We start from the raw sequence: 23,844 nt of genomic DNA, 5'->3' as shown, positions 1-23,844 counted from the left end.
GGATGACGAGCACCGACACCGCGCCCTTCCCCCACGTCGTCGTCGTGGGCGGCGGTTTCGCCGGCTTCCACGCTGCCCGCGCCGCGCGCCGGCGACTCGGCCGGAACGGCCGGGTCACGATCGTCAACCCCACGAACTACTTCCTCTACCTGCCGCTGCTGCCCGAGGTCGCGGTCGGCATCCTCGATCCACGGCGGATCGCGGTACCGCTGCCGGCCGCGCTGCGCGGCGTCGAGCTGGTGCTGGGCACGGTCGACGCGATCGACGTCGCCGAACGCCGGATCGGCTACGTCGATCCCGAGGGGTGCCGCGGCGAGCTGGACTACGACCGGCTCGTGCTCGCGGCGGGCAGCGTCAACAAGCTCCTGCCCGTGCCGGGCGTGACCGAGCACGCCCACGGGTTCCGCGGCCTGCCCGAGGCGCTGTACCTGCGCGATCACATCACGCGGCAGGTCGAGCTGGCCGCCACCGCGACCGACCCGCAGGAGCGGGCGGCCCGCTGCACGTTCGTCGTCGTCGGCGCGGGCTACACCGGCACCGAGGTCGCCGCGCAGGGTCCGGCGTTCACCGCCGCGCTGGCCCGCGGCCTGCCACAGCTGCGCGACCAGCGGTTGCGCTGGATCCTGCTCGACGTCGCCCCGCGGGTGCTGCCCGGTCTCGACGAACGGCTCGCCCGGACCGCCGACACCGTGCTGCGCGAGCGCGGCGTCGAGGTCTGCATGGGCCGGTCGGTGCAGGAGGCAACGCACGACGGCGTCGAGCTGACCGACGGCGGAGGGCACGTCCCGACCCGGTCGCTGATCTGGTGCGTCGGTGTCCGGCCCGACCCACTGATCGAGAGCCTCGGCCTGGAGACCGCGAAGGGCAGGCTCGTCGTCGATCCGGATCTGTCCGTGCCCGGGCACCCGGACGTGTTCGCTGCGGGCGACGCCGCCGCCGTGCCGGACCTGACCCGGCCCGGCGAAGTGACCGCGATGACCGCGCAGCACGCCCAGCGGCAGGGCATGCTCGCCGGCCGGAACGTCGTCGCGTCGCTCGGCCGCGACCGCCTGCGCCGGTACAAGCACCACGACCTGGGGTTCGTCGTCGACCTCGGCGGAGCGGATGCGGCCGCGAACCCGCTGCGGATCCCGCTGTCCGGGCTGCCGGCGAAGATCGTGACCCGCGGCTACCACCTGCTCTCCATGCCCGGCAACCGGCTGCGCACCGCCGCCGACTGGGTCCTCGACGCGGTGCTGCGCCGCCAGGCGGTGCACCTGGACCTGGTGCGCGCGGCATCCGTCCCGCTCGACACGGCCTCGCCGGAGCTGCCCCGGACGGCCGGTGCTGCGCGGGACTGCTGAGTTCTCCGGAACGTCCACGGCGAACCCGGCAGGCGTGCCACGCTGCGCCGGTGACCGTCCCCGATCACCCGGCCCGCCGCAGCCGGATCGTCATCAGCGCGGACGCCAGGGTCACGCTGGACGGCGTCGAGCTGGACGTGGACGGCGGCTGGCAGGCCGCCGTCGACGTCGGCTTCGGCGAGGTCGGCCGCGCCGCGCAGCGGCTCGGCGCACCGATCGGGATCGATCTGATCGACACGGCGTCGCGCTGGTCCGCGCGGTACATCGCCCGGCCGGACCGGTCGGTCGTCGAGGACCTCACGCCGCCCCCGGCGGCGCGCCGCCGGCGCGGCCCGCTCCTGGCCCTGCTCGCCGCGGCCGTGGTGCTGGCCGCCGGCTCGGCGCTGGTGATCGGTACGCAGCCGCGGGCCGCCGAGCAGCCGCTCGCGACCGCGCCGCCCGGCCGGGGACCGACACCGCTGCCGGTCGGCCCGCGCACGACCAGCGCCGTCCCGCCGTCGCCGACACCGCTGCCGGGGCCGACGGAGGCCCCCTCCGCGGAGCCGCTCGTCCCGCAGCCGTCGCCTTCCCCCTCCTCGGCGCCCCGGCCCGCACCCGAACCGGCCCCTGAAGCGGTACCGAGAGCGGCACCGAGGAATTCAGCACCGAGGAATTCAGCACCGAGGAATTCAGCACCGAAGCATTCGAGACCGCAGCAACCGGCACCGCAGCCCGTGCCGGGACCGGGCCCGGAGCCGACGCCCGCGCCTGCGCAACCGCGAGGCGTCCGCGGCCGCGTCATCGACGGCTTCGGCACGTGCCTGAGCGCCACGGGTCCGGCGCTGGATTCGGGTTCGTGCCTGCGGGACCGCCCCGAGCAGATCTGGACCCGCACCGACGCCGGGCAGCTGGTCCGCGACGGTGCCTGCCTCACCGCGCTCGCCGGGCAAGGACTGGCGGTGCAGCCCTGCCGGTCCGGCGACGCGGCGCAGCGCTGGCGGACCACCGGCCGGATGATCGCCAGCGAGAGCACGGGCGAGTGCGCGCTCGTGCGCCCGCCCGGTGGACGCCGCCCGGTGGCGCAGACGGTGCGCTGCGGCACCGGGGCGGAACCGGTCGCGCAGTTCGTCGGGACGAGTTGATCTCAGCTCCTGCGCACCACCCGCTCCGGCTCGCCCGGCTTCCAGATCGTGATCTCCAGGTGCTTGCCGTCGATCAGCTCGATCGACGACGCCGAGGTGATGTCGGCGGCGTAGAACGGGTCGAAGCGCTCGTTGCGCAGGTCGAGCCCGCTCTCCTCGAACAGGTCCTGTGCGAAGCGGGCCTGCAGGTCCGGATCGTCGACGTGGTGAACGGTCCCCCACAGCTTCGCGTCGCCGTCGCCGAGCTGGGTGTCGACGGTGGCGGTGTGCAGGCAGAACCGCGGATCACGGGCGAGGTCGGCGAACTTGGTCGTGTCCGGCATGCCGACGAGCCACAGCTGACCTTCGAACATCCGCGGTTCCATCGGGCTGATCCGCGGTGAGCCGTCGGCGCGCAGGGTGGCGAGCATGCAGAGGTTGCCCGTGGCCTTGTGCCGCCGGGTGAAGATCGTCGCGATGCGGGGTGCGGCCTCGGTGAACTCCTGCCAGGTAGCCATGGCGGCGACGGTAGACCGAAACCCTGTCAGGTCGTGTCCGTGAAGCGCATCAGATCGACCGAGCGCGGACCTGTGCGCCCAGCTCCGGCCACGCAGTGGCGAGCGCGTCGTGACCCATGAACAGCCCGAGGTGTCCGCCGGGGGTGGTGCGCTGAACGACGTCCGCGGCCGGGGTGGCCACGGCGTCGGCGAACGCGAACACCTGCGGGGCCGGGGTGATGTGGTCGGTCTCCCCCGCCAGCAGGAACAGCGGGCAGTCGATCGCGCCCGGATCGACCGGGCGGCCGTCGACGACCAGCTCGCCGCGGATCAGCTCGTTGCGGGCGAACAGGTGCTCGACCAGCCACAGGTAGAACGCGCCCGGCATGTCCTGGGTGTGGGTGAACCAGTCGTGGAACGCCCGGAAGCGCGCGAGGTGGCCCGGGTCGTCGAGGTGACGCAGCAGCTCCAGCTGGCGGCCGACCTCGGCCTGCGGCGCGATCCCGACGAACGACGCGAGCAGCGCGCCGCCGGGCACTGTGCCGCCGCCCGCCGCGACCAGTGCCCGGTAGGGCGCCATCCCGTACGCGCCGTGCAGGGCCCGCGTGGCGTGGGCGATGACAGCGTCGCCCGCGTGGAAGTCGAGCGGGGCGCCGGCCAGGGTGAGGGTGTGCACCTTGTCCGGGTGCAGCGCGGCGTAGATCGCGGCGAGCCAGCCGCCCTGGCAGTCGCCGACGAGGTTGGCCCGCCCGCCCAGCTCCGTCACCGCCCGGTCGACGACGGCCAGGTAGTCACCGATCGAGGCGCTGCGGGTGGCTGCGGTGGCGGGCAGCCACTCCAGAGCCGCCAGCCGCACGAGCCCTGCGGTGCGCAGGGTGGCGAGTTGGCTCTGGTCCGGCGCGAAGTCGACGATCGACGAGGAGTGTCCGGCCTGCGGCGGCAGCACCAGTGTGGGCACGACGTCGGCCTCGCGGTCGGCGGGCTCGGTGACGTCGCGCAGGGCAGCGATCGGGGTGCGGAAACGGATCTCGGCCGGCAGCGTCCAGCTCGGTGGCCTGCGGTCGCGGACCGTGGCCCACCAGCGCAGCCCGTCGGTGACGGGGCCGAGCGGGGGCGTGCGCCGACGCAGGGCGTCGGCCCAGTAGCCGCCCCACTCGCGGGCGGCGGTGGCCGCCGCCTCGGCGCCGACGCGCAGCTGGTGAGCGGTCAGGCGCACCCAGGGCTCGGTCCACGCAGCAGCAGCCATGACCCGAGCGTACGGGATACCAAGCGCCTGCGCGGTATCGCAAGCGCCACGCCCGAACGGCTCAGCCGACGGCCGCCCGCAGCCGGCGCAGCACCTCGCCAGCCCCCAGCGCCTGGCTCACCGCGTGCAGGTCGGGGCTGCGCGTCGAGCCGGTCAGCGCCACCCGCACCAGCTGCGACGCCTCCCTGATCGAGCCGGGGAACCGTTCTGGATCCGACTTCAGCTCCTTGGCGTTGCGCGCGAACCCGTGCTTGGCCGCGAGCTCACGGACCTGGCCGAACCAGTCCTCGCGGTCGTGGTCGTAGCCGTCGGCCAGGTCGGTGAGGAACGCCGAGGACACCTCCGCGGGCACTCCCAGCGAGTCGAACGCCTCACGGTCGAACCGGAACATCTGCGGGAAGAAGAACCCGTAGGCGGGCCGGAAGTCCGACCACTTGCGCAGGTCCTTGCGCGGGTTGTCGCCACCGCGCTCCACGCCGAGCGCGCGCAGCGCCAGGTCACGCTCCGCGACGAGCACGTCGGCGAGCTCGGCGTCGTAGGTGCGGGCCCAGGCCAGGACCGCGTCGTAGACCTCCTCGTCGCCGAGGGTGGCGATGTGGTCGGCGGAGATGTCCTCCAGCTTCACCAGGTCCACCAGCGGACCGGCCACGCCGCACTCGTCCAGCCGGATCGGCTCAGTGAGCGCCTGCTCAAGCGGCAGCTCAGCGAGCCGACCGTTGGCCAACCCGCGCAGGTAGTACAGGACGGCCTTCGCCGGGAACCCGGCCTGCAGGTAGAAGTCGACCGAGGCCTCGTCGTCCTTGCGCTTGGACAACTTCCGCTTGCCGCCGGGGATCTGCTTCATCAGCGGCGCGATGTGCGCGTACGCGGGCTCCCGGTGGCCGAGAGCGGCGAACAGCTGCCGGTGCAGCGGCACCGACGAGATCCACTCCTCGGCGCGGATCACCAGGTCGACGCGCATCAGGTGGTCGTCGACGGCGTGCGCGAAGTGGTAGGTGGGCAGCCGCGGCGACTGGTCGGACGACTTGAGGATCACCACGTCGTTGCGGTTGTCCTCGTGCTCGAGCTTGCCGCGGATGACGTCCGTGTACTGCACGCGCCGCCCGGCGGCGTCGTCCGGGGCGCGGAACCGCACGACGTAGGGGGCGCCCTCGGCGAGCTTGCGCTGCACGTCGGCGGGATCGGCGTCGCGCCAGATCGCCCACCCGCCGTAGTAGCCGGTCGGCAGCTTGGCGGCCTGCTGGCGCGCGGTGATGTCGGCCAGCTCCTCCTTCGTGGCGAAGCACAGGTACGCCTTGCCCTGCCGCAGCAGGTGCCGCACGTAGGTGAGGTAGATCCGTTCCCGCTGCGACTGCTGGTACGGCCCGTAGTCGCCCCCCGCGGTGATCGACTCGTCGGGCTGGAGGTCGAAGTAGGCGAACGCGGCGTCGAACTGATCGACGGCGCCCGCCACCTCACGGGCCTGGTCGGTGTCCTCCACCCGAACCACGTAGCGCCCGCCCGACCGGCCCGCGACGTCCTTGTTGATCATCGCGGCGTAGATGCCGCCGATGTGCACGTAGCCCGTCGGGGACGGCGCGAAGCGGGTGACGTGCGCCCCCTCCGGCAGGTCGCGCGGGGGGTAGCGCGCCTCCCAGTGCTCGGGTTCGGGCAGGTCAGCGGGGAACAGGGCGTCGATGACCGCGCGGTCGAGCATCGGAGATCGGTCTCACTTCCAGGGGTTTGAACCGGCTCGGCGAGGCTACCTCGCCGCCGATCGGGGGTTGCCGATCGGTCTGGCCGGGTCACCGAGACGCACTCGTAACCCACATCTCGGCAACTACTGCGGCGCATCGAACGAGAGGACCCTTGGGAGCACACGCAGATCACCGATCCGGGGGAGCACCATGGATCCGCAGCCCGTCCCGGCCTTCGTCGCCGGTGCCGACACACCGACCGGCCTGGCCGTCGCCGCAGCGCTGCAGGACGAGGGCGTGCCTGTGATCGGCCTGGCCGCCGACCCGAGGCACCGGCCTGCAGGGCGACCGCCTGGACCGCGATCGTGCCGGTGGCTGCTCCCGGCGCCGCCGACTGGCTCGCCGCGCTGCGCACCGCCCACGCCCGGCACGGCCGCGGTGCGCTGCTCATCGCGGACGACGCCGTGGTGCGGATCGTCGGCGAGCACCGCGCCGAGGTGGATGCGCTCGCCGACGTCGTGCTGCCCGGTTGGGAGCAGGTGGAGCCGCTGCTGGACAAGACCGCGTTCCACGCGTGGGCGACCGGGCACGGGTTCCCGGTGCCGGCGACGGCCGTCGTCAGCTCCCCGATCGAGCTGGCCGAGGCGCTCGCGACGATGAGGTACCCGCTGGTGGTCAAGCCGTTCGAGCGGACGACCGCGTGGCAGGCGGTGAGCAAGCGGGACAAGGTGCGCCGGATCGATTCAGCATCAGATCTGGACACCTGGGGGTTCCGCCCGTTCGACGTGGCCGACAGGTACGTCGTGCAGGAATGGATCCCGGGCCTGGACTCCGACGTCTGGTTCTGCCTGACCTACCGCGACCGCTCCGGCCGCCCGGTGGTGACCCGCACCGGCCGCAAGATCACCCAGTGGCCGGTGGACACCGGCTCGTCCGCGCTGGCCGTGACCGCCGACCACCCACAGCTGGAGGCGCTGACGCACCGGGTGCTCGACGCGGCCGGCCACGTCGGGTTCGGCTCGCTGGAGGTACGCCGCAGCAGCCGCGACGGGAAGCTCTACATCACCGAACCGACGGTCGGCCGGCCGAACCTGCAGAGCGCGCTGGCCACCGCCGCCGGCGCCAACCTCGCCGTCGCCGCGTACCGGGACGCGCTGGGCCTGCCCCAGCCGGAGCCGGTCCGGCCGCGACCCGCCGTGTGGGTGCACGAGAGCGGGTTGCCGCGCTCGCTGGTCGTCGGCGCGCTGCGCGGGCGGCTCGACGTGGTGGAGATCGTCGCGGCCCTGGCCCGCCGGGGCACGACCCGCGTCGGCGCGTTCGGCGCTGCCGGCGATCGCACCCCCGTGCGGGCGGAGTGGCGCCGGCTGGCCGGGCGGCTGCTGCGCCGGGGCGAGCAGCGGGCGCTCGAGCCGGTGGTGACGCTCCCGAGCCCGAGGGCTCCGATGAACCAGAAGGTGGACACGCCCGCGCCCGAGCCGACCAGCTGACCCGACGCCCCGGCGCGGTGCACGCGGCCGGCGCGCGGGTCACCCCTCAACGCCGCGTCCAGCTCCGACGGATTCCCCGTCAGACCACGCGAGACCGGCCGCGCGCACGCGGGCGGCGATCTCGGCGTAGTGCGGGTTGGTCATGATCGCCAGCACGTTGCCGAACGGGTCGACGACCGACGCCGTGACGTAGTCGCCGTCGCCGCGCGGGGTGATCGGCTCGTAGACCGTCGCGCCGAGGTCGAGCAGGCGGGCGAGCACGCCCTCCAGGTCGTCGACGTGCCAGTGCATCAGCGCGCCGCCGAGGCCGGAGGCAGCTCCGGCCGGGGCGAACCTGCGGTCGATCAGCCCCAGCTCGGCGCCGAGGTCCCCGATGCGGAACTCGACGTAGGCGGGGCGCCCGCCTGGCCCGGGGACCCGGTAGTAGGGCGCGACGCCGAGGAACCGCTCGTACCACTCGGCGGCCGCGGCGACGTCGTCGGCGAAGAAGTTCAGGGTGGCGAATCCGCGAAGGCTCATGCCGGCGAGCGTATGAGGCGTTGTGGAAGATATCGTTCCTCAATGCGCGAGACCTCGGTGCGGTTGCTGCGTCTGCTCGGACTGCTGCAGGCGCGGCGGGACTGGTCGGGCGCCGCACTGGCGGAGCGGCTGGGGGTGAGCACGCGGACCGTCCGCAACGACATGGAGCGGCTGCGCGAGCTGGGGTACGAGATCACCTCCCGCACGGGCACCGCGGGCGGTTACCGGCTCGCCGCCGGTTCCGCGGTGCCGCCGCTGCTGCTCGACGACGAGGAGGCGGTCGCCGTCGGACTCAGCCTGCGCGCAGCCGCGAGCGGGTCGATCACCGGCATCGAGGAGACGGCCCTGCGGGCGTTGGCCAAGCTGGAGCGCACGCTGCCGAAGCGGCTGCGGCCGAGGCTGGACGCGCTGCGCACCGCGACTGTGGCGTACACCGGCGGCGGCCCGACCGCCGACGCGCAGACGCTGACGGTGCTCGCGAGCGCGTGCCGCGACCACGAGCGGCTGCGGTTCACCTACGCCGGCCGGGACGGCACCACGAGCGCGCGCAGCGTGGAACCGCACACCCTCGTCTACACCGGACGGCGCTGGTACCTGCTCGCGTGGGACCGCGATCGCGAGGACTGGCGCACGTTCCGGGCCGACCGCATCACCCCCCAGCTGCCCACCGGGCCCCGGTTCACCCCGCGTGAGCCGCCGGAGGACGCCGCCCGCCGCGTGGTCCGCGGGGCCGCCTCCGACGCGTATCCGCACCGGGCCCGGTTGCGGTTCGCCGTCCCGGCCGAGGTCGTCGCCGCGCACGACCGGATCACGCCGAGCGCGGCGCTGCTCACCCCGCTCGACGACCGCAGTTGCCTCGTCGAGACCGGCAGCGCGTCGCTGCCCGATCTCGCCCGTTACCTGGTGGGACTCGACATGCCGTTCGAGGTGCTCGATCCGCCCGAGCTGCGGACCGAGTTGCGTGCATTGGCGGAGCGGTGCCTGGCAGCCGCCCGATCATGAAACACAAAGTTTGCATACATCTGGGCGATCTCCCCTGGAACGACGACACACGATTACTTATGTTGCACACAATGTTCGCGCAACTCGACCGGATGGCCGTGCCGCGGACCGTGGCCACCGCCACCGATTGCATGCAGAAGGAGCCGCGCGCACTCGCGGCCTGGGGACTGCGCCGACCGCGGCGCGACCGTGCGCGGACATCGCCGATCCCGGCGTCGTCACGTCCTGATCCTGCTCAACCGACCAGGAGCCGCACATGCAGTACGGGGTGTTCCTCCCCAACGCCACCAACGGCTACATCATCTCGACCGGCAGCCCGCAGTACCGCCCGACGTTCGAGCACAACCTGGCCATCACGACGGAGGCCGAGAAGCAGGGCCTCGACTTCGTGCTGTCGATGATGAAGCACCGCGGCATCCCCGGGAGCAGCGACTTCTGGGGCGCCTGCCTGGAGTCGTTCACCCTCATGGCAGCGCTGGCCTCGCACACCGAGCGCCTCACGCTCTTCCCGAGCGTCACGACGCTGGCGACGCACCCGGTGCTGGCCGCGCGGATGGTCGCCACCATCGACGAGATCAGCCAGGGCCGCTGCGGGCTCAACATCGTCACCGGGTGGAACAAGCCCGAGTACGAATCGATGGGCCTGTGGCCCGGTGACGACTACTTCGACCGGCGCTACTCCTACGCCGCCGAGTACGTGCAGGTGCTGCGCAAGCTGTGGTCCGAGGGCAACACCGACTTCGAGGGCGAGCACTTCACGCTGAAGGACTGCGACGTGCGGCCCAAGCCGCTGCACGACGTGCAGATCGTCTGCGCCGGGCAGTCGCCGAAGGGCCAGCGCTTCACCGCCGAGCACGGCGACCGCAACTTCATCATGGCCGAGCGCTCCAAGGTCGCCTCGATCGCGTCCGGGGTCAAGGAGATCGGCCGCCAGGTGGGGCGCGATGTGGGCACCTTCGCCCTCTACTGCGTGATCGCCGAGGAGACCGACGCCGAGGCCGAGAAGCTCTGCCAGCACATCCTCGACCACGCCGACAAGGAGGCGATCTCACGGATGCTCGGCAGCGCCGAGCTGGACACCAACCCGGACGGCACCTCCGCCCAACTGCTCGCCAGCCTCGCCCGGCCGGCCGACGAGGGCAACATGGCGTTCCTGTCGATCCCGGTCGTGAAGGGCTCGTACGAGTCCGTCGCGCGCCAGTTCGACGAGATCGCCGCCACCACCGGCATCGACGGCGCGCTGCTGACCTGGCCGGACTTCGTCGACGGCGTCACGAAGTTCGGTGAGCGGGTCATGCCGCTGCTCACCACCGGGGCCCGGACGAGAGCGGCTTGAGCCCTCCCACCGGGTGCCGCGGCGTCTCGAAGTGAGACGCCGCGGCACCCGCCGCGCTCCTAGTCTTGCCCGTCGTGGTGGCGCAGCGTTCCACCGGCCCGGGCGACGTGCCGATGGTGGCCCGGTGGGGTACGGACCACCCGTCTGCGCCGCTGGTCGTGGTCCTGCACGGCAACGGCACCAGCGAACACTCCGTCATCGAGATGGCGCCCTGGCTGCCGCACGGCCCGGTCGCCTACGTCGCAGTCCGCGCGCCGCTCCCCCACGAGCGCGGCTTCACCTGGTTCGGAACGAGCGAGGGACGCCCCGACCCGGCCGGCCTCGCCGCCACCTGCCGCTGGCTGCTGCGCTTCCTCGACGGCGAGGGCGACCCGGAGCGCCCGGTGCTGCTCATCGGGTTCCGCGAAGGAGCGACGGTGGCGGGCGCGCTCGCTCTCGCCGCGCCGGAGCGGTTCGGTGGGCTCGCACTGCTCTACGGGGCCCTGCCGATCGACACCGGAGGCGATCGCGGCCGCTTGCGCGGCGTGCCGGTCTACCTCGCGGTCGCGACCGACGACACACGCACCCCGGCGGCCCTGCTCGCCCGGACCTGGGCGTGGCTCGCGCAGGAGAGCGGCGCCCCGGTCCTCGCGGAGCGAGTGCCGGGTGGCGATCAGCTCGCGGGCACCGTCGTCGACCGTCTCGGGACGTGGCTCGGCGATCGGCTCGACCACATCCACGCCCACGGCGAGAGTCCGCTTCCCGACGCTGACGAGCCGCCGTGGCCGACGGTGCGCGGGGGCCGGCTGCGGCCGCGCGCCGGGCCACCGCCGGAGCTCTCCGCGGGGGTGCCGCAGTTCCAGGTCACGCAGACCGCCCCCGATCGTGTTCGGGAGCAGCTCTGGGCGCTGCTCGCCGCGCTCCCTGGGGTGACGACCGGGCCTGCCACCGTCGGCGTCCCCGGTACCCGGTCCGTCCGGGTTCCGCAGGACGCCGCCCCGGAGTCGGCGTTCGTGCTGGCCGCCGAAGGCGAGCTCGCGCACCTGCATCCGGACGGGAGCGTGCACACCACGCTGCCCGAGGAGCTGGCCTACGACGCGCTGACCAAGGGGTGGGCGTTCGCGCACCCGCTCGCGGGGGTGCGGGTGGCGCGGGGGCTGGTGCTGGTGCCTGGGCCTCGGGATGAGGTGGAGGTGGCGACCGTCCTCGGGATCGTGGGGGCGGCACATCGGGCCGTGATGGGTTGAGGGCCGCCGCGACTGTCTGGTGGGTTCCTGGGCGCGTTCCGTACGCGCGTCGACGGCGTGGTCGCTCTCCGCAGCGCGTGGTTCCAGTCCCGGATTCGCCTCGTGGAGGCCCTGCGTGGTGCACGTGATCCGCACCGGGTGGTCGCGCGCATCATCCGGCGAGTTGCGCGTTTCGCCCGGCGAGTCCCGCATCGCGTTCAGCGAGTTGTTCATGCATCTCGCGTTCCGCACGCGAGCTGGACCGCAGTTGCCTCGCGTGCGGCGGCGGCCCGCTGTTCCTACCTCACCAGCGAGGAGCGGGCCGAGCTGGACCGGCGGATCACCGCACACCCGCTTCCCGCGACGGGCGTGCGCCCGGATCGAAGACCTCGCCACGAAACCCGCCGCCGAGACCACACCCGACACGCACGAACAACCCTGCACGCAGACCTACCGACGCATCCTCACCCGCGACAACAGCATCGTGCGCGCGTCGTTGTCCTTGAGCGGCGTGGGGGGAGCGGGGTTGTGTCGGGGGTCGTGGCGGGTTGTGGGCTGTTCTTGGTGCAGGGGCTCGATGGGGGTGAGGGGTGTGGCCGCGGATCCGGCGTTGTGGCTGTGGTTCGTCCGGTGATGTGTTGGGTGACGAGGTCGGCTGTGTCGGGTTCGTTGGGTGGTCGTACGCGGACGTGGCGCCCGTGCCGAACCAGGACCGGTCCACACGCCCCGCTCGCTCGGAGACCGAGCCCGGACGAGCGCGGCGGGCGATGTTCGGATATCGCACACTGCGGGAAGGGGGCCGACGCCAGATCGGTCAGCCGTGTTCTGCGGAATCCCGCTCGAGGCACTCCCGCACCAGGCGCGTGAGTTCGTCCGGCTCGTCGTAGGTGACGATGTGCCCGGCGCCGGGGATCGTCGCCAGGTGGGAGCCCGGGGCCGCCTGCGCGGCGGCGATCATCTCCGCCGCGCCGACGAGCTCGTCCCGTTCACCGCGCACCCACAGGGTGGGGACGGTCAGGCGGGGGAGGTCGGGAAGGAGGTCGAGGCGCATCGCGAACGGGCCGTAGGCGAGGGCCATCCAGTCATCGATCGCGGGTTCGTGGTGGGCTGCCTTGGCGCGGGCCTCCTCGGTGGCGAGCGCGACGATCTCGTCGAAGTCCGGGGTGCGCTTGCCAGCGGCGAGGTTGGCGTCCAAGGAGTCCCGGATCAGCCGCGGGTAGCGGGCCAGTATCCGGGTGGTGAGCCACAGGGCTCCAGGGGTGCGCAGGTAGAGCCAGGTCAGGAACTGGGCGCGGCGGCGGGCACCGAGGCCGCCGGGGGCCACGGCGACGAGCGCGGACACCCGCTCGGGATGGTCGAGTGCGTAGCCGACGCCGATGCCCGCGCCGAGCGAGAGGCCGACGATCGCGACGCGGGTCAGGCCGAGCGTGTCCAGCAGGGCATGGAGGAAGCCGCGGAAGAAGGCGTCGTCCAGGCGGCCGGGCCAGGGGCGGCTGCCCCCGTGGCGAGGCAGGTCGATCACGTGGACGCGGTGGTCACGGGCCAGTTCGGGGGCGACGCGGCGCCACACGCCCTGGGCGGTGTCGAGCATGCCGCCGTGCAGCAGGAGCAGCGGCGGACCGGTCGTGCCCGCCCGGTAGAGACGCACCGGGCCGCCACCGACCGTGAGATCGGTCCACCGTTCGAACACGCAGCCTCCGGCAGCCCACTCAGCCGGCTGTCAGGCTACGGCCTGACTGCGGACTGCTGAACACCCCGTCCGGATCGACGCGCTGCTTCACGCCGTCAACCGCGCCCATCCCTCCGATGACCACAGAGTGCGGAACGTGCCCTCCCCCAGCAGGGTCAGCGGGGCCGGGGGTGACCCACGAGTGGAACACCTCGACCACGGCAGCCGTCCGTTCCGACGTGCCCGCGTCCGCGTCCGCGGGTACACCTGCCATGAAGGCGGTGAAGGCGGCGCCGCGACCCGGTGCAGCGGGTGGTCCTCGGGGCGGCGGGCGATCGCACCGCCCAGCGCGCGCACCTCGACGAGCAGCAACGGGCTGGTCGAGTCCGGCCCGGTCAGGTCGAGGAACGCGGCGAGGGCCGGAGCCGGGAGATCGGTGAGAGCGCAACCACGCCCGTGGACGGGCAGCGGGCCGGCGGGATCCATGTGGACCACGTCGATCTCGGTGTACGGACGCTCGGTGACGAGGTCGAGGAGCGGGGTGGCCAGTGCGCGCGTCGGGGCGATCAGGGCCTCGCCGGTTCTCGCCGGGCCGAGGTAGGCGAACCGCAGGTGCACGACATCACGGCCCTGCAGCGGTTCGGGCAGGGCCTCGTCGATCGGCAGAGCGAGCAGGGCCACGGAGGTGGAAGCGTCCTCGGGGAGGGTGTCGGCGAAGTCCCGCCAGGCGGGCAGCACGGTCGACGCGGTGTCGGCCGGGAAGAAGAGACCGCCGCCGTAGAACCGGGTGACGGGCACCAGCTCGATCTCCGTCACCACCCCGAACGCGCCGCGGCCGCCGCGGACCGCCCAGAACAGCTCGGGATCGGTCTCGGCGTCGACGTCGCGGACGGTGCCGTCGGCGGTGACGAGGCGGAGCCGGCGGACGTGGTCGTCCGGCGCGGTGATCGCGAGAGCGCTCGTCGCGTCCGCCACCGGCGCGATGCAGGACGCGGACGCGCTGCTGACCGGCGCGCTCCCCGCCATCGAGGAGCGGGGTGCCCCATGGACGCTCGCGGTCGGGCTCGCCACCGCGGGCCGCATCGCGACCGCGCTCGGCGATCCCGCCCGTGCCGACCGGCTGCTGACCCGCGCCCTGCGCCTGTTCGCCGATCTCGGCGACGACTGGGGCATCTCCCACCAGCTCAGCCGCCTCGCCGACATCGCCGCGCAGCGCGGCGATGTCGCCCGGGCCGCGCAGCTCTACGGCGTCGTCGACGCGATGGCCGAGCAGGCTGGACTGCTCCGCGGCGACCAACCGGGCCCGCTGCCCGGCGCGACCGTCACGCCCCGGCACGGGAGGACTCCAGCGACGCCTGTCGGGCCGCCACCACGCCGCGCTGGGCACCGCTCGCTACCTGCAGCTGCGCCGCCGCGGCCGCGCGCTGCACCCCGACGACGCGCTCGATCTCGCCCTCGCTGGGCTACAGGTCGGTGAACCGGACCGGCAGCGAGGCGTACTCGTCGTAGAAGGTGCCCGCGTCCTTCGTCGCCGGCGCATCGGCGACCAGTTCCAGCCCGGCTGCGTACAGCGCCTTCGCGAGCGACGCCATCGTGCCGTGCGGGGCCGGGTCCGCGCCGCGGCCGCGCACCCCCGTGACGATCGGCCGCCCGATGCACAGATGCGCGCCCGCCCCGAACGCCAAGCCCCAGTCCGGCCGCGCCCGCACCTCCCGCTCGGGATCGAAGTGCTCGGTGTCGGCACCGAAGTCGGGCGAGGCGTTGGCGGGGCCGAACCACAGGGCGAGCTTCTGCCCCTGCGCGATCCGCCGCCCCGAGCACTTGAGCACCAGGTCCTTCGTCGCGGTGCGGATCCGCGCGGGTGCGGCGACGAACAGCCGCAGCGACTCGTCGACCGCACGCTGCAGGAATCCGATGTCCTGTACGACCGACCGGCGCTGCGGGTGCCGGGCGAGCCAGTCCTCCAGCTGCACGACGAAGTGCGGGAACGCCTGCGCCGTGGTGGTGATCGACGCCATCAGGAACCCGACCGCTTCGTGCAGCATGACCTCGTCGGGAACGTCCCCGTGCAGCAGCAGCACCGTGACGACGTCGATCGGCAGCTCCTCCGCGGCGATCTCGCCGCGCCGGTGACGCTCCACCAGATCCCGCCGCGCGGCCAGCGACGGGGCGAAGAACTCCTCGGCGAACCGGGTCTTGGCCGCCTTGCCCGCGGCCAGGAGTGCGCCGTGGTCGCCGCGCTGCCAGTCGACCGTCACCGCCTTCGCGATCTCCCGGATGTACCGGACGAACCGCCCCCGGACCTCGGCATCCGGGTCGACGTCGATCCCGACGACCATCGCCGGGACCCGGTGCAGGATCCGCCACGACAGCGGCACGAGATCGGTCTCGTCCGTGCCGGCGGCGCGCAGTTCGGCGAGCGCGCTGCGGGTCTCCGGGAGGATGCCGTGCTCGATGTAGTGGTCGACGCGGTCCTGGGTGAACATCCGCGCGAACAGCCTGCGGCGCTCCACGTGCGCCCGCCCGTTCAGCGTGATCAGCGCTCCCGGGATCATCTCGGCGGTGCCCTCGGCGAACCCGCCTTGGACGAAGTCCGGCGACCGCAGGATCTCGCTGATCTCGTCGTAGTCGGTGATGTGGGTCGCGCCGGCGAGCGGCGGGGCGTCGAGCGTCTCGGTCATGACGGCACTCCTGTGTAGACGTGTTCCAACTCTCGGGAGATCGAGCGGGCGGCCATCCGCAGCGCCGGTTCCACCGCGACCGACGCGTAGGTCCGGGTGTGCATGACGACGGACAGCGCCGCCACCACGCGGCCCCGGCCGTCGGCGACGGGGACGGCGAGCGAGACGGTGCCCAGGCTCAGCTGTTCGACGCACCGCGCGATCCCGGTGGCGCGGATCTCCTGCAGCGAGCGCATCAGCAGCCCGGGCATGACCACTGTGTGCGGTGTGTAGCGGCGCAGTGGACCGCGGATCACCGCTTCCTGCAGCTCCCGCGGTGCGTACGCGAGCAGGACCTTGCCGACCCCGGTCGCGTGCAGCGGAGAACGCCCGCCGACGTGCGTCACGACCTCGACCGACCGGCGGCCCCACACCCGTTCCACGTAGAGCACCTCGGTTCCGTCGAGGACGGCGAGGTGCACGTTCTCGCCGGTCGCCGCGTGCAGGTCCTGCATGAACGGCAGCGACACGTCGCGCAGCGTGCGCGGCTGCAGGGCCAGCGAGCCGACCTCCCACAGCCGCAGGCCGATCCGGTAGACGCCGCCGTCCTTCCTCAGCAGGTCCAGCTCGACCAGCTCGCTCGCCAGCCGGTGCACCGTCGAGACCGGCAGCCCGGTCGCCCGCTGCAGGTCCACCAACCGCAGCGCCGGCCGCTCCTGCGTGAACGCTCCCAGCAGCGAGAACACCCGCCCGAACACGGTCATGCCGGGCTCCCCGCGTGGACGCGCTCGCGTGCTCTGCGCAGATCGCTGACGAGCAGGGCGACGACGATCGCGGCGATCGCGGTCATCGCCACCGCGAGCGGCCCGATGCCTGCCCCGGCCAGGACGCCGACCAGGCCGACGGCCAGGATCGCGCCGGTGTAGCGCGCGGACTGGAACAGCCCGCCAACGGAGCCGGTGAGCCGCGGCGGTGCACGGTGGTACATCAGCCGTTGCAGGCCGAGGTTGCACAGCCCGTACGGGATGCCGAGGACGATCCCGTCCAGCACCACCACCCACATCGGCGTCCCGGGCCCGAACGTCACGACGACGGCCGCGCCGGCGAGCAGCAGCGCTCCACCGGCGATCATCGTGGGCCCGACCCCGCAGCGGCGCATCACGGCCGCACCCAGCACCGTGGCGGCCACGCTGGTCGCCGACAGCGGCAGGATCAGCAGCCCGGCCTGCGCGGCACCGGCGTTGCGATCGTCCTGCAGCCACTGCGGCAGCCCGTAGAACGCCGCGTAGTAGGCGAGGTTGAACAGCACGAACGTGCCGAGCACGGTGCGAACGCCGCGGGCACGGCGCAGCGCCGCGAGATCGACGAACGGCGTGCGAACCCGGCCGGGACCGGCACGCCGCTCGTCGGGGCCGATCGCCACCGCCGCGACGGCGAACGCGCCGAGCGCCAACGGCAGGTTGATCCAGAAGATCGCCTGCCACCCGGCGACGGAGGTGAGCGCCCCGCCGAGCACCGGGCCGATCGCGGCCGCCGCCGTGTTCACCGTGGCGACCCCGGTGAGCCGGGCCGCGCCGCCGCCGTGCCTGCGCACGATCACCATCGCGCACGGGTAGGCGGTCGACCCCCCGACGGCGTGCAGGATGCGGCACCCGACCAGCACCCACAGCGCTGGAGCCAGTGCGGCGCCGACCGCAGCGGCGGCGGCCAGCAGCATCCCGGCCAGGAACAGCCGGCGCGGTCCGACCAGGTCCGCGGCCCTGCCGAGCATCGGCTGCGCGATGCACGAGGTCAGGTAGAAGGCGATCACGACCCAGCCGGCGGTGGCGAGCGGGACGGCGAAGTGCTGCTGCACCGGGTACAGCGCCACCGCGACCATCGAGGAGTTCAGGGGGGCGAGCAGCGTGCCGGTCAGCAGCGCCGCAAGCACGAGGCGGAGGCGCCGGGGCGACCACTCGCCTGCGTCCACGTGGTCGCTCACGACGCCTCCACCCACTTGTGCCGACCTGCGCCAGGACGGTAAGAGCGCAGTGCGGGGCAGCTCCAGGTCGATCTTCCGTTCAGAGGAAACGGGCGCTCATCGGTCGCCCGCCGTGGCCTCCTCCGCGGGCTCGGGATCCTCTACGTCACCCTTGATGTGCACCGCCGACAGGTCGGTGTCGCGGGTCTCCGGCAAGGTGAACAGCAGGATCACCAGCCCGATCGTCATCCCGATCACCGGGTACCAGAGGGCCGCGGTGAAGCTGCCGAGCTCGGCGCCGATCGCGACCATCGTGGCGGGCAGCAGCCCGCCGAAGAACGCGACACCGATCTGGTACGGGATGGAGAGCGCCGTGGTGCGGATGCGGGTCGGGAAGACCTCGGCCATCGTCGCAGCGGCCGGGCCCTGCACCGCCTGCGACAGCGCGGCGAGCGCCAGCACGAGCAGGGCGACCAGCAGCACCCGGCTGTCGAGCAGGTCACCGAGCGAGTCGATCCGCACGGTCTCCGCGGAGCCCTTGACCGGGTAGCCGGCGTCGACCAGGGCGGCGGTCAGCTCGTCCGCGAGGTTCGGTCCCTCCCGCACCTCGGTGCCGTTCACGACCACGGTGGTCGGCCCGGTGGCGTCGGCTCGGTGGAAGATCACCGAGTTGGCCTGCAGCACGTTGCGCGCCTGGTCGCACGGTGAGACGGTCCCGCCGAGGCTGACCGGGTTGAACTGGAACGAGCACTGCGCCGGGTCGGCGTTCAGCGTGACGCGCACGGTCTCCTGCGCGCGGGCGAGCTGCGGGTTCGCCGTCGTGGTCAGCCCGTTCGCGATCGGGAAGATCAACAGCACCGACAGGGCGATGCCGGTGAACATGACTGGCTTGCGGCCGACGCGGTCGGAGAGCCAGCAGAAGAACACGCACAGCGCGAACGCGACCAGCATGACCACCATGAAGATGCAGTTCACGGTGAACGGGTCGACCTTCAGGTGGGTCTGCGTCGTGGTCAGCAGGTAGACCGTGGACAGGTAGCCGATGAACGCCAGCGACGCGGCCAGCACCAGCACCACGCCGAACATGCGCAGGCGAGCCCGGGTGCCGAAGGCTTCCCGCAGCGGCGCCTTCGCCCGGGTGCCCTCCTCCTTCATCTTCAGGAACAGCGGGCTCTCGTTGAGCTTGGCGCGGATCCACACCGACATCGCGAGCGGGATGACGGAGATGATGAACGGGATCCGCCAGCCCCACTCGACGTAGGCCTCGGGGCCGACGACGCCCTGCACCACGAGCTGCACGGCCAGCGACAGGGACAGCGCCAGCGGTGTCGTCCCGACCAGCCACCCCACGAAGAACGCCCGCTGGTGGCGCGGCGCGTACTCCGACACGTACGTGATCGCCGCGCCGTACTCGCCGCTGATCGCCAGACCCTGCAGGATCCGGCAGGTGACCAGCAGGATCGGTGCCAGGATGCCGATCTCCGCGGACGTCGGCAGCAGCCCCACCGCCACCGTGGACGCGCCCATCAGGATCAGGGTGATCAGGAAGACGACCTTGCGGCCGATCAGGTCGGTGAGTCGGGCGAAGATCACCGCCCCGAGCGGGCGCACGAGGAACCCGGCGGCGAAGGTCAGCAGCGCGAACACCGTCTGCGCCGCGGGCCCGTACCCGCCGAAGAACTTGCTCCCGATCACCGGAACCAGTGCGCCGTACAGGAAGAAGTCGTACCACTCGAACGCTGTGCCGGCCGCGGACGCACCGACGACCTTGAGTTCCTGCTTGTTCATCTCGGATCTCCCGTCGAGACGCGCGCCGGCGCCTGCGGCCGGCAGCGCGGCGCAGAACGTAGGCGCACCCAGGCGGCGCAGGCCCGTGCTCGTTCCCGGCAGACGGAAACCCGGCGAGATCGGCATTGCGGACAGGTCCTGACCGGTTTGCCGGATACGGTCAGCTCATGGACGTGCTCGACGACCGCGCCCTCAACCGCGCGACGCTGGCCCGGCAGCTCCTCCTCGACCGCGCGGCCCGCCCGGCGCGCGAGGTCGTCGAGCACCTCGTCGGGCTGCAGGCGCAGGAGCCGCTGGAGCCGTACGTGGGGCTGTGGTCGCGCATCGCCGGGTTCGCGCCCACGGAGCTGGTCACGCTGCTGCACGAGCGCACCGTGGTGCGCACCCACCTCCAGCGGCGCACCATCCACCTGCTCACCGCGGCCGACGCGCTGGCGCTGCGGTCACTGTTCCAGCCGATGCTCGTCCAGCGCATGTACACGACCCTCAGCCGGGTGCTGCCCGGCGTCGACCTGGCCGAGCTGGCCGCCGCCGGGCGCCCCCACCTGCACGCCGAGCCGCTGCGGCTGCCCGACGCCGCGCGCCGGATCGCGGACCGCTGGCCGCAGGTGAAGGTGCGTGATCTCGCCGACGCGCTGGGGAGCGTCGTCGAACTGGTGCAGGTGCCGCCGCGGGGTGTGTGGGGCAGCGGCAGCACTCCGACGGCGCTGCCCGCCGCGTACACGACGATGGAGGCGTGGCTGGGCCGGGCGCCGGATCGCGAGCCGGCCGACGCCGGCGAGCTGATCCTGCGCTACCTGCGCGCGTACGGGCCGGCCAGCAGCGCGGATGTGCGCGCGTGGTCGGGACTCACCGGGCTGCCCGAGGTGCTCAAGCGGATCCGTCCGCAGCTGCGGATCTTCCGCGATGCGCGCGGCCGGGAGCTGCTCGACGTCCCCGACGCTCCCCTGCCCCACCCCGACACCCCGGCACCGCCGCGGTTCCTGCCCGCGTTCGACAACGCCGTCCTCGGCTACTCCGATCGCCGCCGGATCATCGACGACGAGCACCGCAACCTGTCCGCGGCGGGCGAGCGCGTCCTGCTCGTCGACGGCCGCGTGGCCGCGACGTGGACGAGCGACGCCGAGGGGGTCACCGTGCACCCGCTGCGCCGGTTGTCCGCAGCCGAGCGCGCCGACGTCGAACGCGAGGGGCATGCGCTGGCCGCGTTCCTCGCCGAGGGCGCCCCGGCCGCCGTCCGCTTCGCAGGCTGATCCGTCCTCGCTTGCTCCGTCCTCGCTGCGGCCATCCGGTCGACTCGTGCGGTGCTCCGCCGCCCGCGGTGGATCCGTCACCTTGCGGGTGCTGCAGTACCGCGACCACCCGGGAGACGCCACGCACGGCAGGAGCACCAGGGCTGCAACATCGGCGAGACGGCCCCAGCTCGATCTTCATCGAGCTGGAGGAGGAGACGCGGCCCGACCGCGGCCGCACCGCGGACCGGGCCGTCTCCGTCCTGACGGGATCAGCGCTCAGCCGCCCAGTCCGAGTGCCTGCACCGCCAGCTGCGCGAGGTGCACCGGCTCCCGGGTGCCCGCCTGCCGCAGCTGGGTGCGGCAGGAGAACCCGTCGGCGAGCACCTCGACGTCCGGGGCCGCGGCGCGCACGGCGGGCAGCAGCACCCGCTCCGCGGCCGCCATCGAAACCTCGTAGTGGCCCTTCTCGAAGCCGAAGTTGCCGGCGAGGCCGCAGCAACCCGAGTCGAGCACCTCTGCGTCGATGCCGAGCGCGGCCATCACCTTCCGATCGGCCTCCGAGCCGAGGTCGGCGTGCTGGTGGCAGTGCAGCTGCACCAGCGCCTTGCGGCTGCCCGACGCCCGTTCGCGCAGCTCGTCGACGTGCTCGGCGAGGATCTCGGCGAACGTGCGGATCCCGCCGGAGACGGCCTTGGCCACCGGGTCCGCGGGCAGCAGCTCGGTGGCGTCGGCCCGCAGCGCCGCGGTGCACGACGGCTCCAGCCCGACGACCGGCACCCCGGCGTCGAGCCACGGCTTGATCGTGGCCAGTGAGCGGGAGAGCACCTTGCGCGCCGTGCGGACCTGCCCGGTGGAGATCCAGGTCAGCCCGCAGCACACCTGCTTCGGCGGCAGCTCCACGGAGTAGCCGAGCGACTCCAGCACGTCGACGGCGGCCTCGGCGATGGCCGGGTCGAAGTGGTCGGTGAACGTGTCCGCCCACAGCAGCAGCCGGCCGCGGTGACCGGGCCGGGCCGGGCGGGGGCGGCGGGTGAACCGCTCGCGCGCGATCGTCGGGATCTTCCGCTCCTGCGCGATGCCGCCGATCTTCTTCGCGACGGCGGCCAGCGCGGGCACCTGGGCGAGCCGGTTGAGCGTGTCCACGGCGCGCGCGGGGAGCTTGCCGACCAGGTGCATCCACCGCGGCAGCGCACCCATCGAGTAGTGGCTGGCCGGGCGGATCTTGCCGGCGTAGCGGCGGGCCAGGAACTCCGTCTTGTACGCGGCCATGTCCACGCCGACGGGGCAGTCGGTCTTGCACCCCTTGCACGACAGGCACAGGTCGAGCGCGTCGGCGACGGCATCGTCGGCGAACCCACCGGTGATCACGTCGCCGGTAGCCATCTCGTAGAGCAGGCGGGCACGACCGCGGGTGGAGTTCTTCTCCTCCCCCGTCGCCCGGTAGCTGGGGCACATCACGCCGCCGTGCGGGGTGACGCAGCGGCCCACACCGAGGCAGCGGCGCAGCGCGCGGCCGAAGTCGCCGCGGTCGTGCTGGAACGCCAGGTGCTGCTCGCCCTTGAGCCCCGGCATCCCCACGAACACGCGCAGGTCCTGGTCCATCCGCACCGAACGGACGATGCAGCCGGGGTTCATCCGGTCGTCGGGGTCGAAGATGCCCTTGAACTCCTCGAACGCCGCGATGATGTCCGGCGGGAACATGCGGGGCAGCAGCTCCGAGCGGGCCCGCCCGTCGCCGTGCTCACCGGAGAGCGAACCGCCGTGCCGGACGACGGTGTCGGCGGCGTCCTCCATGAACGCCCGGAAGTTCGCGATGCCCGCCCGCGTCATCAGGTCGAAGTCGATGCGCACGTGCAGGCAGCCGTCGCCGAAGTGGCCGTAGTAGATGCCGCGGCGGCCGTGCCGCTCCAGCACCTTGTCGAACTCGCGCAGGTAGGCGCCGAACCGCTCGGGCGGCACCGCGGCGTCCTCCCAGCCGGGCCAGGCCTCGCCACCGTCGACGTCGCGCGTGACGATGCCGGCGCCGTCCTCGCGGATGCGCCACAGCGCGCGCATGCGGGCCGGATCGGACACGACGAGCGCGTCGACCAGCCCGTACGGACGCATGGCCTTGACGGCGGCGTGCGCCTTGGCCTCCGCCTCCTCGCGGGTGGCGCCGCCGGTCTCGACGTAGAGCCAGCCGCCGCCGTCGGGCAGCGCCCTCGACGCGGTCTCCACCGGGTTGTGCGCACGCAGGGCTGCGATCAGCCCGGAGTCCATGCCCTCGATGGTCAGCGGTTGCAGCTCCCGCACGACCATGACGTTGTCGGCGGCCACGTAAGCGTCGGGGAAGCCGAGCACGGCCAGGGCGCGGACCGGTGGCGACTCGACGAGCTTCATCGTCGCGGCGGTGATCACCCCGAGCGTGCCCTCCGCGCCGACGAGCGCCTTGGCGAAGTCGTGCGGGAGCTGGTCGAGGTTGTAGCCGGAGACGCGGCGGGTCAGATCGGGGTAGGTCTCGCGGACCCGCTCGCCCACGCGCGCGTGCAGGTCGGCGAGTCTGCGCGGGATGTCGCCGGTGGGGTCGGCGGTGTCGAACCGCTCCCCGCGGTAGGTGATGAGCTCGATCCGCTCGGTGTTGTCGACGGTCTTGCCCCACGCCACGGAGTGCGAACCGCAGGCGTTGTTGCCGATCATCCCGCCGATCGTGCAGCGGTTGTGCGTCGACGGGTCGGGACCGAACGTGAGCCCGTGCGGGGCCGCGGCGTCGCGCAGCTGGTCGCAGATCACGCCGGGCTGGACCCGGGCGGTGCGCGCCTCGGGGTCCAGCTCCAGCACCTTGTTCATGTACCGGGTGAAGTCCAGGATCACCGCCGTGCCGACGGCCTGGCCACCGATCGAGGTGCCGGCGCCGCGCGGGAGCACCGGCACCCCGTGCTCCCGGCAGACCTGCAACGTGGCCTCCACGTCGGCCTCGTCGCGCGGGCGGACCAGCCCGATCGGCACCTTCCGGTAGTTGGACGCATCGGCCGCCCACATGGCGCGGTGGGCGGCGTCGAAGCGCACCTCTCCGCCCACGACCTTGGCGAGGTCGGCGGCGAGGTCGGTGGTCGGGACCGTCGATGCGGGCGTTCTCACGCCC

At 73.0% G+C, this 23,844-nt stretch carries 19 protein-coding genes; 8 read left to right on the top strand and 11 right to left on the bottom strand.

What is annotated here, in order from left to right; all coding sequences use genetic code 11:
* Nucleotides 1–2: 2 nt before the first annotated feature.
* Complete coding sequence (locus BUE41_RS03690) at nucleotides 3–1,343, top strand: NAD(P)/FAD-dependent oxidoreductase (RefSeq protein WP_073455402.1); 1,341 nt, start codon at nucleotides 3–5, stop codon at nucleotides 1,341–1,343.
* A 50-nt stretch (nucleotides 1,344–1,393) separates the two neighbouring features.
* Entirely contained in the window at nucleotides 1,394–2,464 is a 1,071-nt protein-coding gene (locus BUE41_RS03685) for a ricin-type beta-trefoil lectin domain protein (protein ID WP_073455401.1), read from the top strand.
* A 2-nt stretch (nucleotides 2,465–2,466) separates the two neighbouring features.
* Here the strand turns inward: BUE41_RS03685 and BUE41_RS03680 are convergent, their stop codons facing one another.
* The 3 genes from BUE41_RS03680 to BUE41_RS03670 form a co-directional block, all read right to left on the bottom strand.
* A complete protein-coding gene (locus BUE41_RS03680; RefSeq protein ID WP_073455400.1) occupies nucleotides 2,467–2,961 on the bottom strand; it encodes a pyridoxamine 5'-phosphate oxidase family protein in 495 nt (164 codons plus the stop codon).
* A gap of 49 nt (nucleotides 2,962–3,010) precedes the next feature.
* Complete coding sequence (locus tag BUE41_RS03675; RefSeq protein ID WP_073455399.1) at nucleotides 3,011–4,186, bottom strand: alpha/beta fold hydrolase; 1,176 nt, start codon at nucleotides 4,184–4,186, stop codon at nucleotides 3,011–3,013.
* Nucleotides 4,187–4,247: 61 nt separating this feature from the next.
* On the bottom strand, nucleotides 4,248–5,882 hold the full coding sequence (locus tag BUE41_RS03670; RefSeq protein WP_073455398.1) for a glutamate--tRNA ligase: 1,635 nt from the start codon (nucleotides 5,880–5,882) through the stop codon (nucleotides 4,248–4,250).
* A gap of 351 nt (nucleotides 5,883–6,233) precedes the next feature.
* Between BUE41_RS03670 and BUE41_RS03665 the strand changes: the two genes are divergently transcribed.
* A complete protein-coding gene (locus BUE41_RS03665; RefSeq protein ID WP_143171951.1) occupies nucleotides 6,234–7,349 on the top strand; it encodes a hypothetical protein in 1,116 nt (371 codons plus the stop codon).
* Between the two features lie 39 nt (nucleotides 7,350–7,388).
* On the opposite strand, the gene BUE41_RS03660 is transcribed toward BUE41_RS03665, so the two are convergent.
* Entirely contained in the window at nucleotides 7,389–7,868 is a 480-nt protein-coding gene (locus BUE41_RS03660) for a VOC family protein (RefSeq protein ID WP_073455396.1), read from the bottom strand.
* Nucleotides 7,869–7,910: 42 nt separating this feature from the next.
* Here BUE41_RS03660 and BUE41_RS03655 point away from each other — a divergent pair, with 42 nt between their 5' ends.
* The 3 genes from BUE41_RS03655 to BUE41_RS03645 all read left to right on the top strand — a co-directional run bounded on the left by BUE41_RS03655 (nucleotide 7,911) and on the right by BUE41_RS03645 (nucleotide 11,432).
* The gene (locus BUE41_RS03655) at nucleotides 7,911–8,870 is read left to right on the top strand and encodes a helix-turn-helix transcriptional regulator (protein ID WP_073455395.1); all 960 of its coding nucleotides are present in this window, start codon (nucleotides 7,911–7,913) and stop codon (nucleotides 8,868–8,870) included.
* Between the two features lie 256 nt (nucleotides 8,871–9,126).
* The gene (locus BUE41_RS03650) at nucleotides 9,127–10,206 is read left to right on the top strand and encodes an LLM class flavin-dependent oxidoreductase (protein WP_073455394.1); all 1,080 of its coding nucleotides are present in this window, start codon (nucleotides 9,127–9,129) and stop codon (nucleotides 10,204–10,206) included.
* 74 nt (nucleotides 10,207–10,280) lie between these two features.
* Nucleotides 10,281–11,432 (top strand): luciferase domain-containing protein, encoded by a 1,152-nt coding sequence (locus BUE41_RS03645; RefSeq protein WP_143171950.1) that lies wholly within the window; start codon nucleotides 10,281–10,283, stop codon nucleotides 11,430–11,432.
* A gap of 793 nt (nucleotides 11,433–12,225) precedes the next feature.
* Here the strand turns inward: BUE41_RS03645 and BUE41_RS03640 are convergent.
* Both BUE41_RS03640 and BUE41_RS03635 read right to left on the bottom strand, forming a co-directional pair.
* Nucleotides 12,226–13,101 carry an alpha/beta fold hydrolase gene (locus BUE41_RS03640; protein WP_073455393.1) on the bottom strand — a complete coding sequence of 292 codons (876 nt, stop codon included), beginning with the start codon at nucleotides 13,099–13,101 and terminating at the stop codon, nucleotides 12,226–12,228.
* An 87-nt stretch (nucleotides 13,102–13,188) separates the two neighbouring features.
* Nucleotides 13,189–14,055: an FAD-binding oxidoreductase gene (locus BUE41_RS03635; protein WP_073455392.1), complete on the bottom strand. Its 867-nt coding sequence runs from the start codon at nucleotides 14,053–14,055 to the stop codon at nucleotides 13,189–13,191.
* On the opposite strand from BUE41_RS03635, the gene BUE41_RS03630 reads away from it, so the two are divergent.
* Nucleotides 14,024–14,557, top strand: a complete 534-nt coding sequence (locus BUE41_RS03630) for a hypothetical protein (protein ID WP_143171949.1) — start codon at nucleotides 14,024–14,026, stop codon at nucleotides 14,555–14,557. The two genes, BUE41_RS03635 and BUE41_RS03630, sit on opposite strands and share 32 nt — an antisense overlap.
* On the opposite strand, the gene BUE41_RS03625 is transcribed toward BUE41_RS03630, so the two are convergent.
* From BUE41_RS03625 to BUE41_RS03610, 4 genes are all read right to left on the bottom strand, one after another.
* Complete coding sequence (locus BUE41_RS03625) at nucleotides 14,544–15,761, bottom strand: cytochrome P450 (RefSeq protein WP_073455390.1); 1,218 nt, start codon at nucleotides 15,759–15,761, stop codon at nucleotides 14,544–14,546. The two genes, BUE41_RS03630 and BUE41_RS03625, sit on opposite strands and share 14 nt — an antisense overlap.
* A complete protein-coding gene (locus tag BUE41_RS03620) occupies nucleotides 15,758–16,504 on the bottom strand; it encodes an IclR family transcriptional regulator (RefSeq protein WP_073455389.1) in 747 nt (248 codons plus the stop codon). The genes BUE41_RS03625 and BUE41_RS03620 overlap by 4 nt, the downstream gene beginning before the upstream one ends.
* Nucleotides 16,501–17,721 carry an MFS transporter gene (locus BUE41_RS03615; RefSeq protein ID WP_073455388.1) on the bottom strand — a complete coding sequence of 407 codons (1,221 nt, stop codon included), beginning with the start codon at nucleotides 17,719–17,721 and terminating at the stop codon, nucleotides 16,501–16,503. Before BUE41_RS03615 ends, BUE41_RS03620 begins: the two co-directional genes overlap by 4 nt.
* A 96-nt stretch (nucleotides 17,722–17,817) precedes the next feature.
* Nucleotides 17,818–19,488, bottom strand: coding sequence for an MFS transporter (locus tag BUE41_RS03610; RefSeq protein ID WP_073455387.1), 1,671 nt, complete (start codon nucleotides 19,486–19,488; stop codon nucleotides 17,818–17,820).
* A 167-nt stretch (nucleotides 19,489–19,655) separates the two neighbouring features.
* Here BUE41_RS03610 and BUE41_RS03605 point away from each other — a divergent pair, with 167 nt between their 5' ends.
* A complete protein-coding gene (locus BUE41_RS03605) occupies nucleotides 19,656–20,741 on the top strand; it encodes a winged helix DNA-binding domain-containing protein (RefSeq protein WP_073455386.1) in 1,086 nt (361 codons plus the stop codon).
* Between the two features lie 258 nt (nucleotides 20,742–20,999).
* On the opposite strand, the gene BUE41_RS03600 is transcribed toward BUE41_RS03605, so the two are convergent.
* Nucleotides 21,000–23,840: an FAD-binding and (Fe-S)-binding domain-containing protein gene (locus BUE41_RS03600; RefSeq protein WP_073455385.1), complete on the bottom strand. Its 2,841-nt coding sequence runs from the start codon at nucleotides 23,838–23,840 to the stop codon at nucleotides 21,000–21,002.
* Nucleotides 23,841–23,844: the final 4 nt, after the last annotated feature.

This window comes from Pseudonocardia thermophila (assembly GCF_900142365.1).
GTDB classification, from domain to species: Bacteria; Actinomycetota; Actinomycetes; order Mycobacteriales; family Pseudonocardiaceae; genus Pseudonocardia; species Pseudonocardia thermophila.
This window is presented reverse-complemented; position numbering and strand designations above follow the sequence as displayed.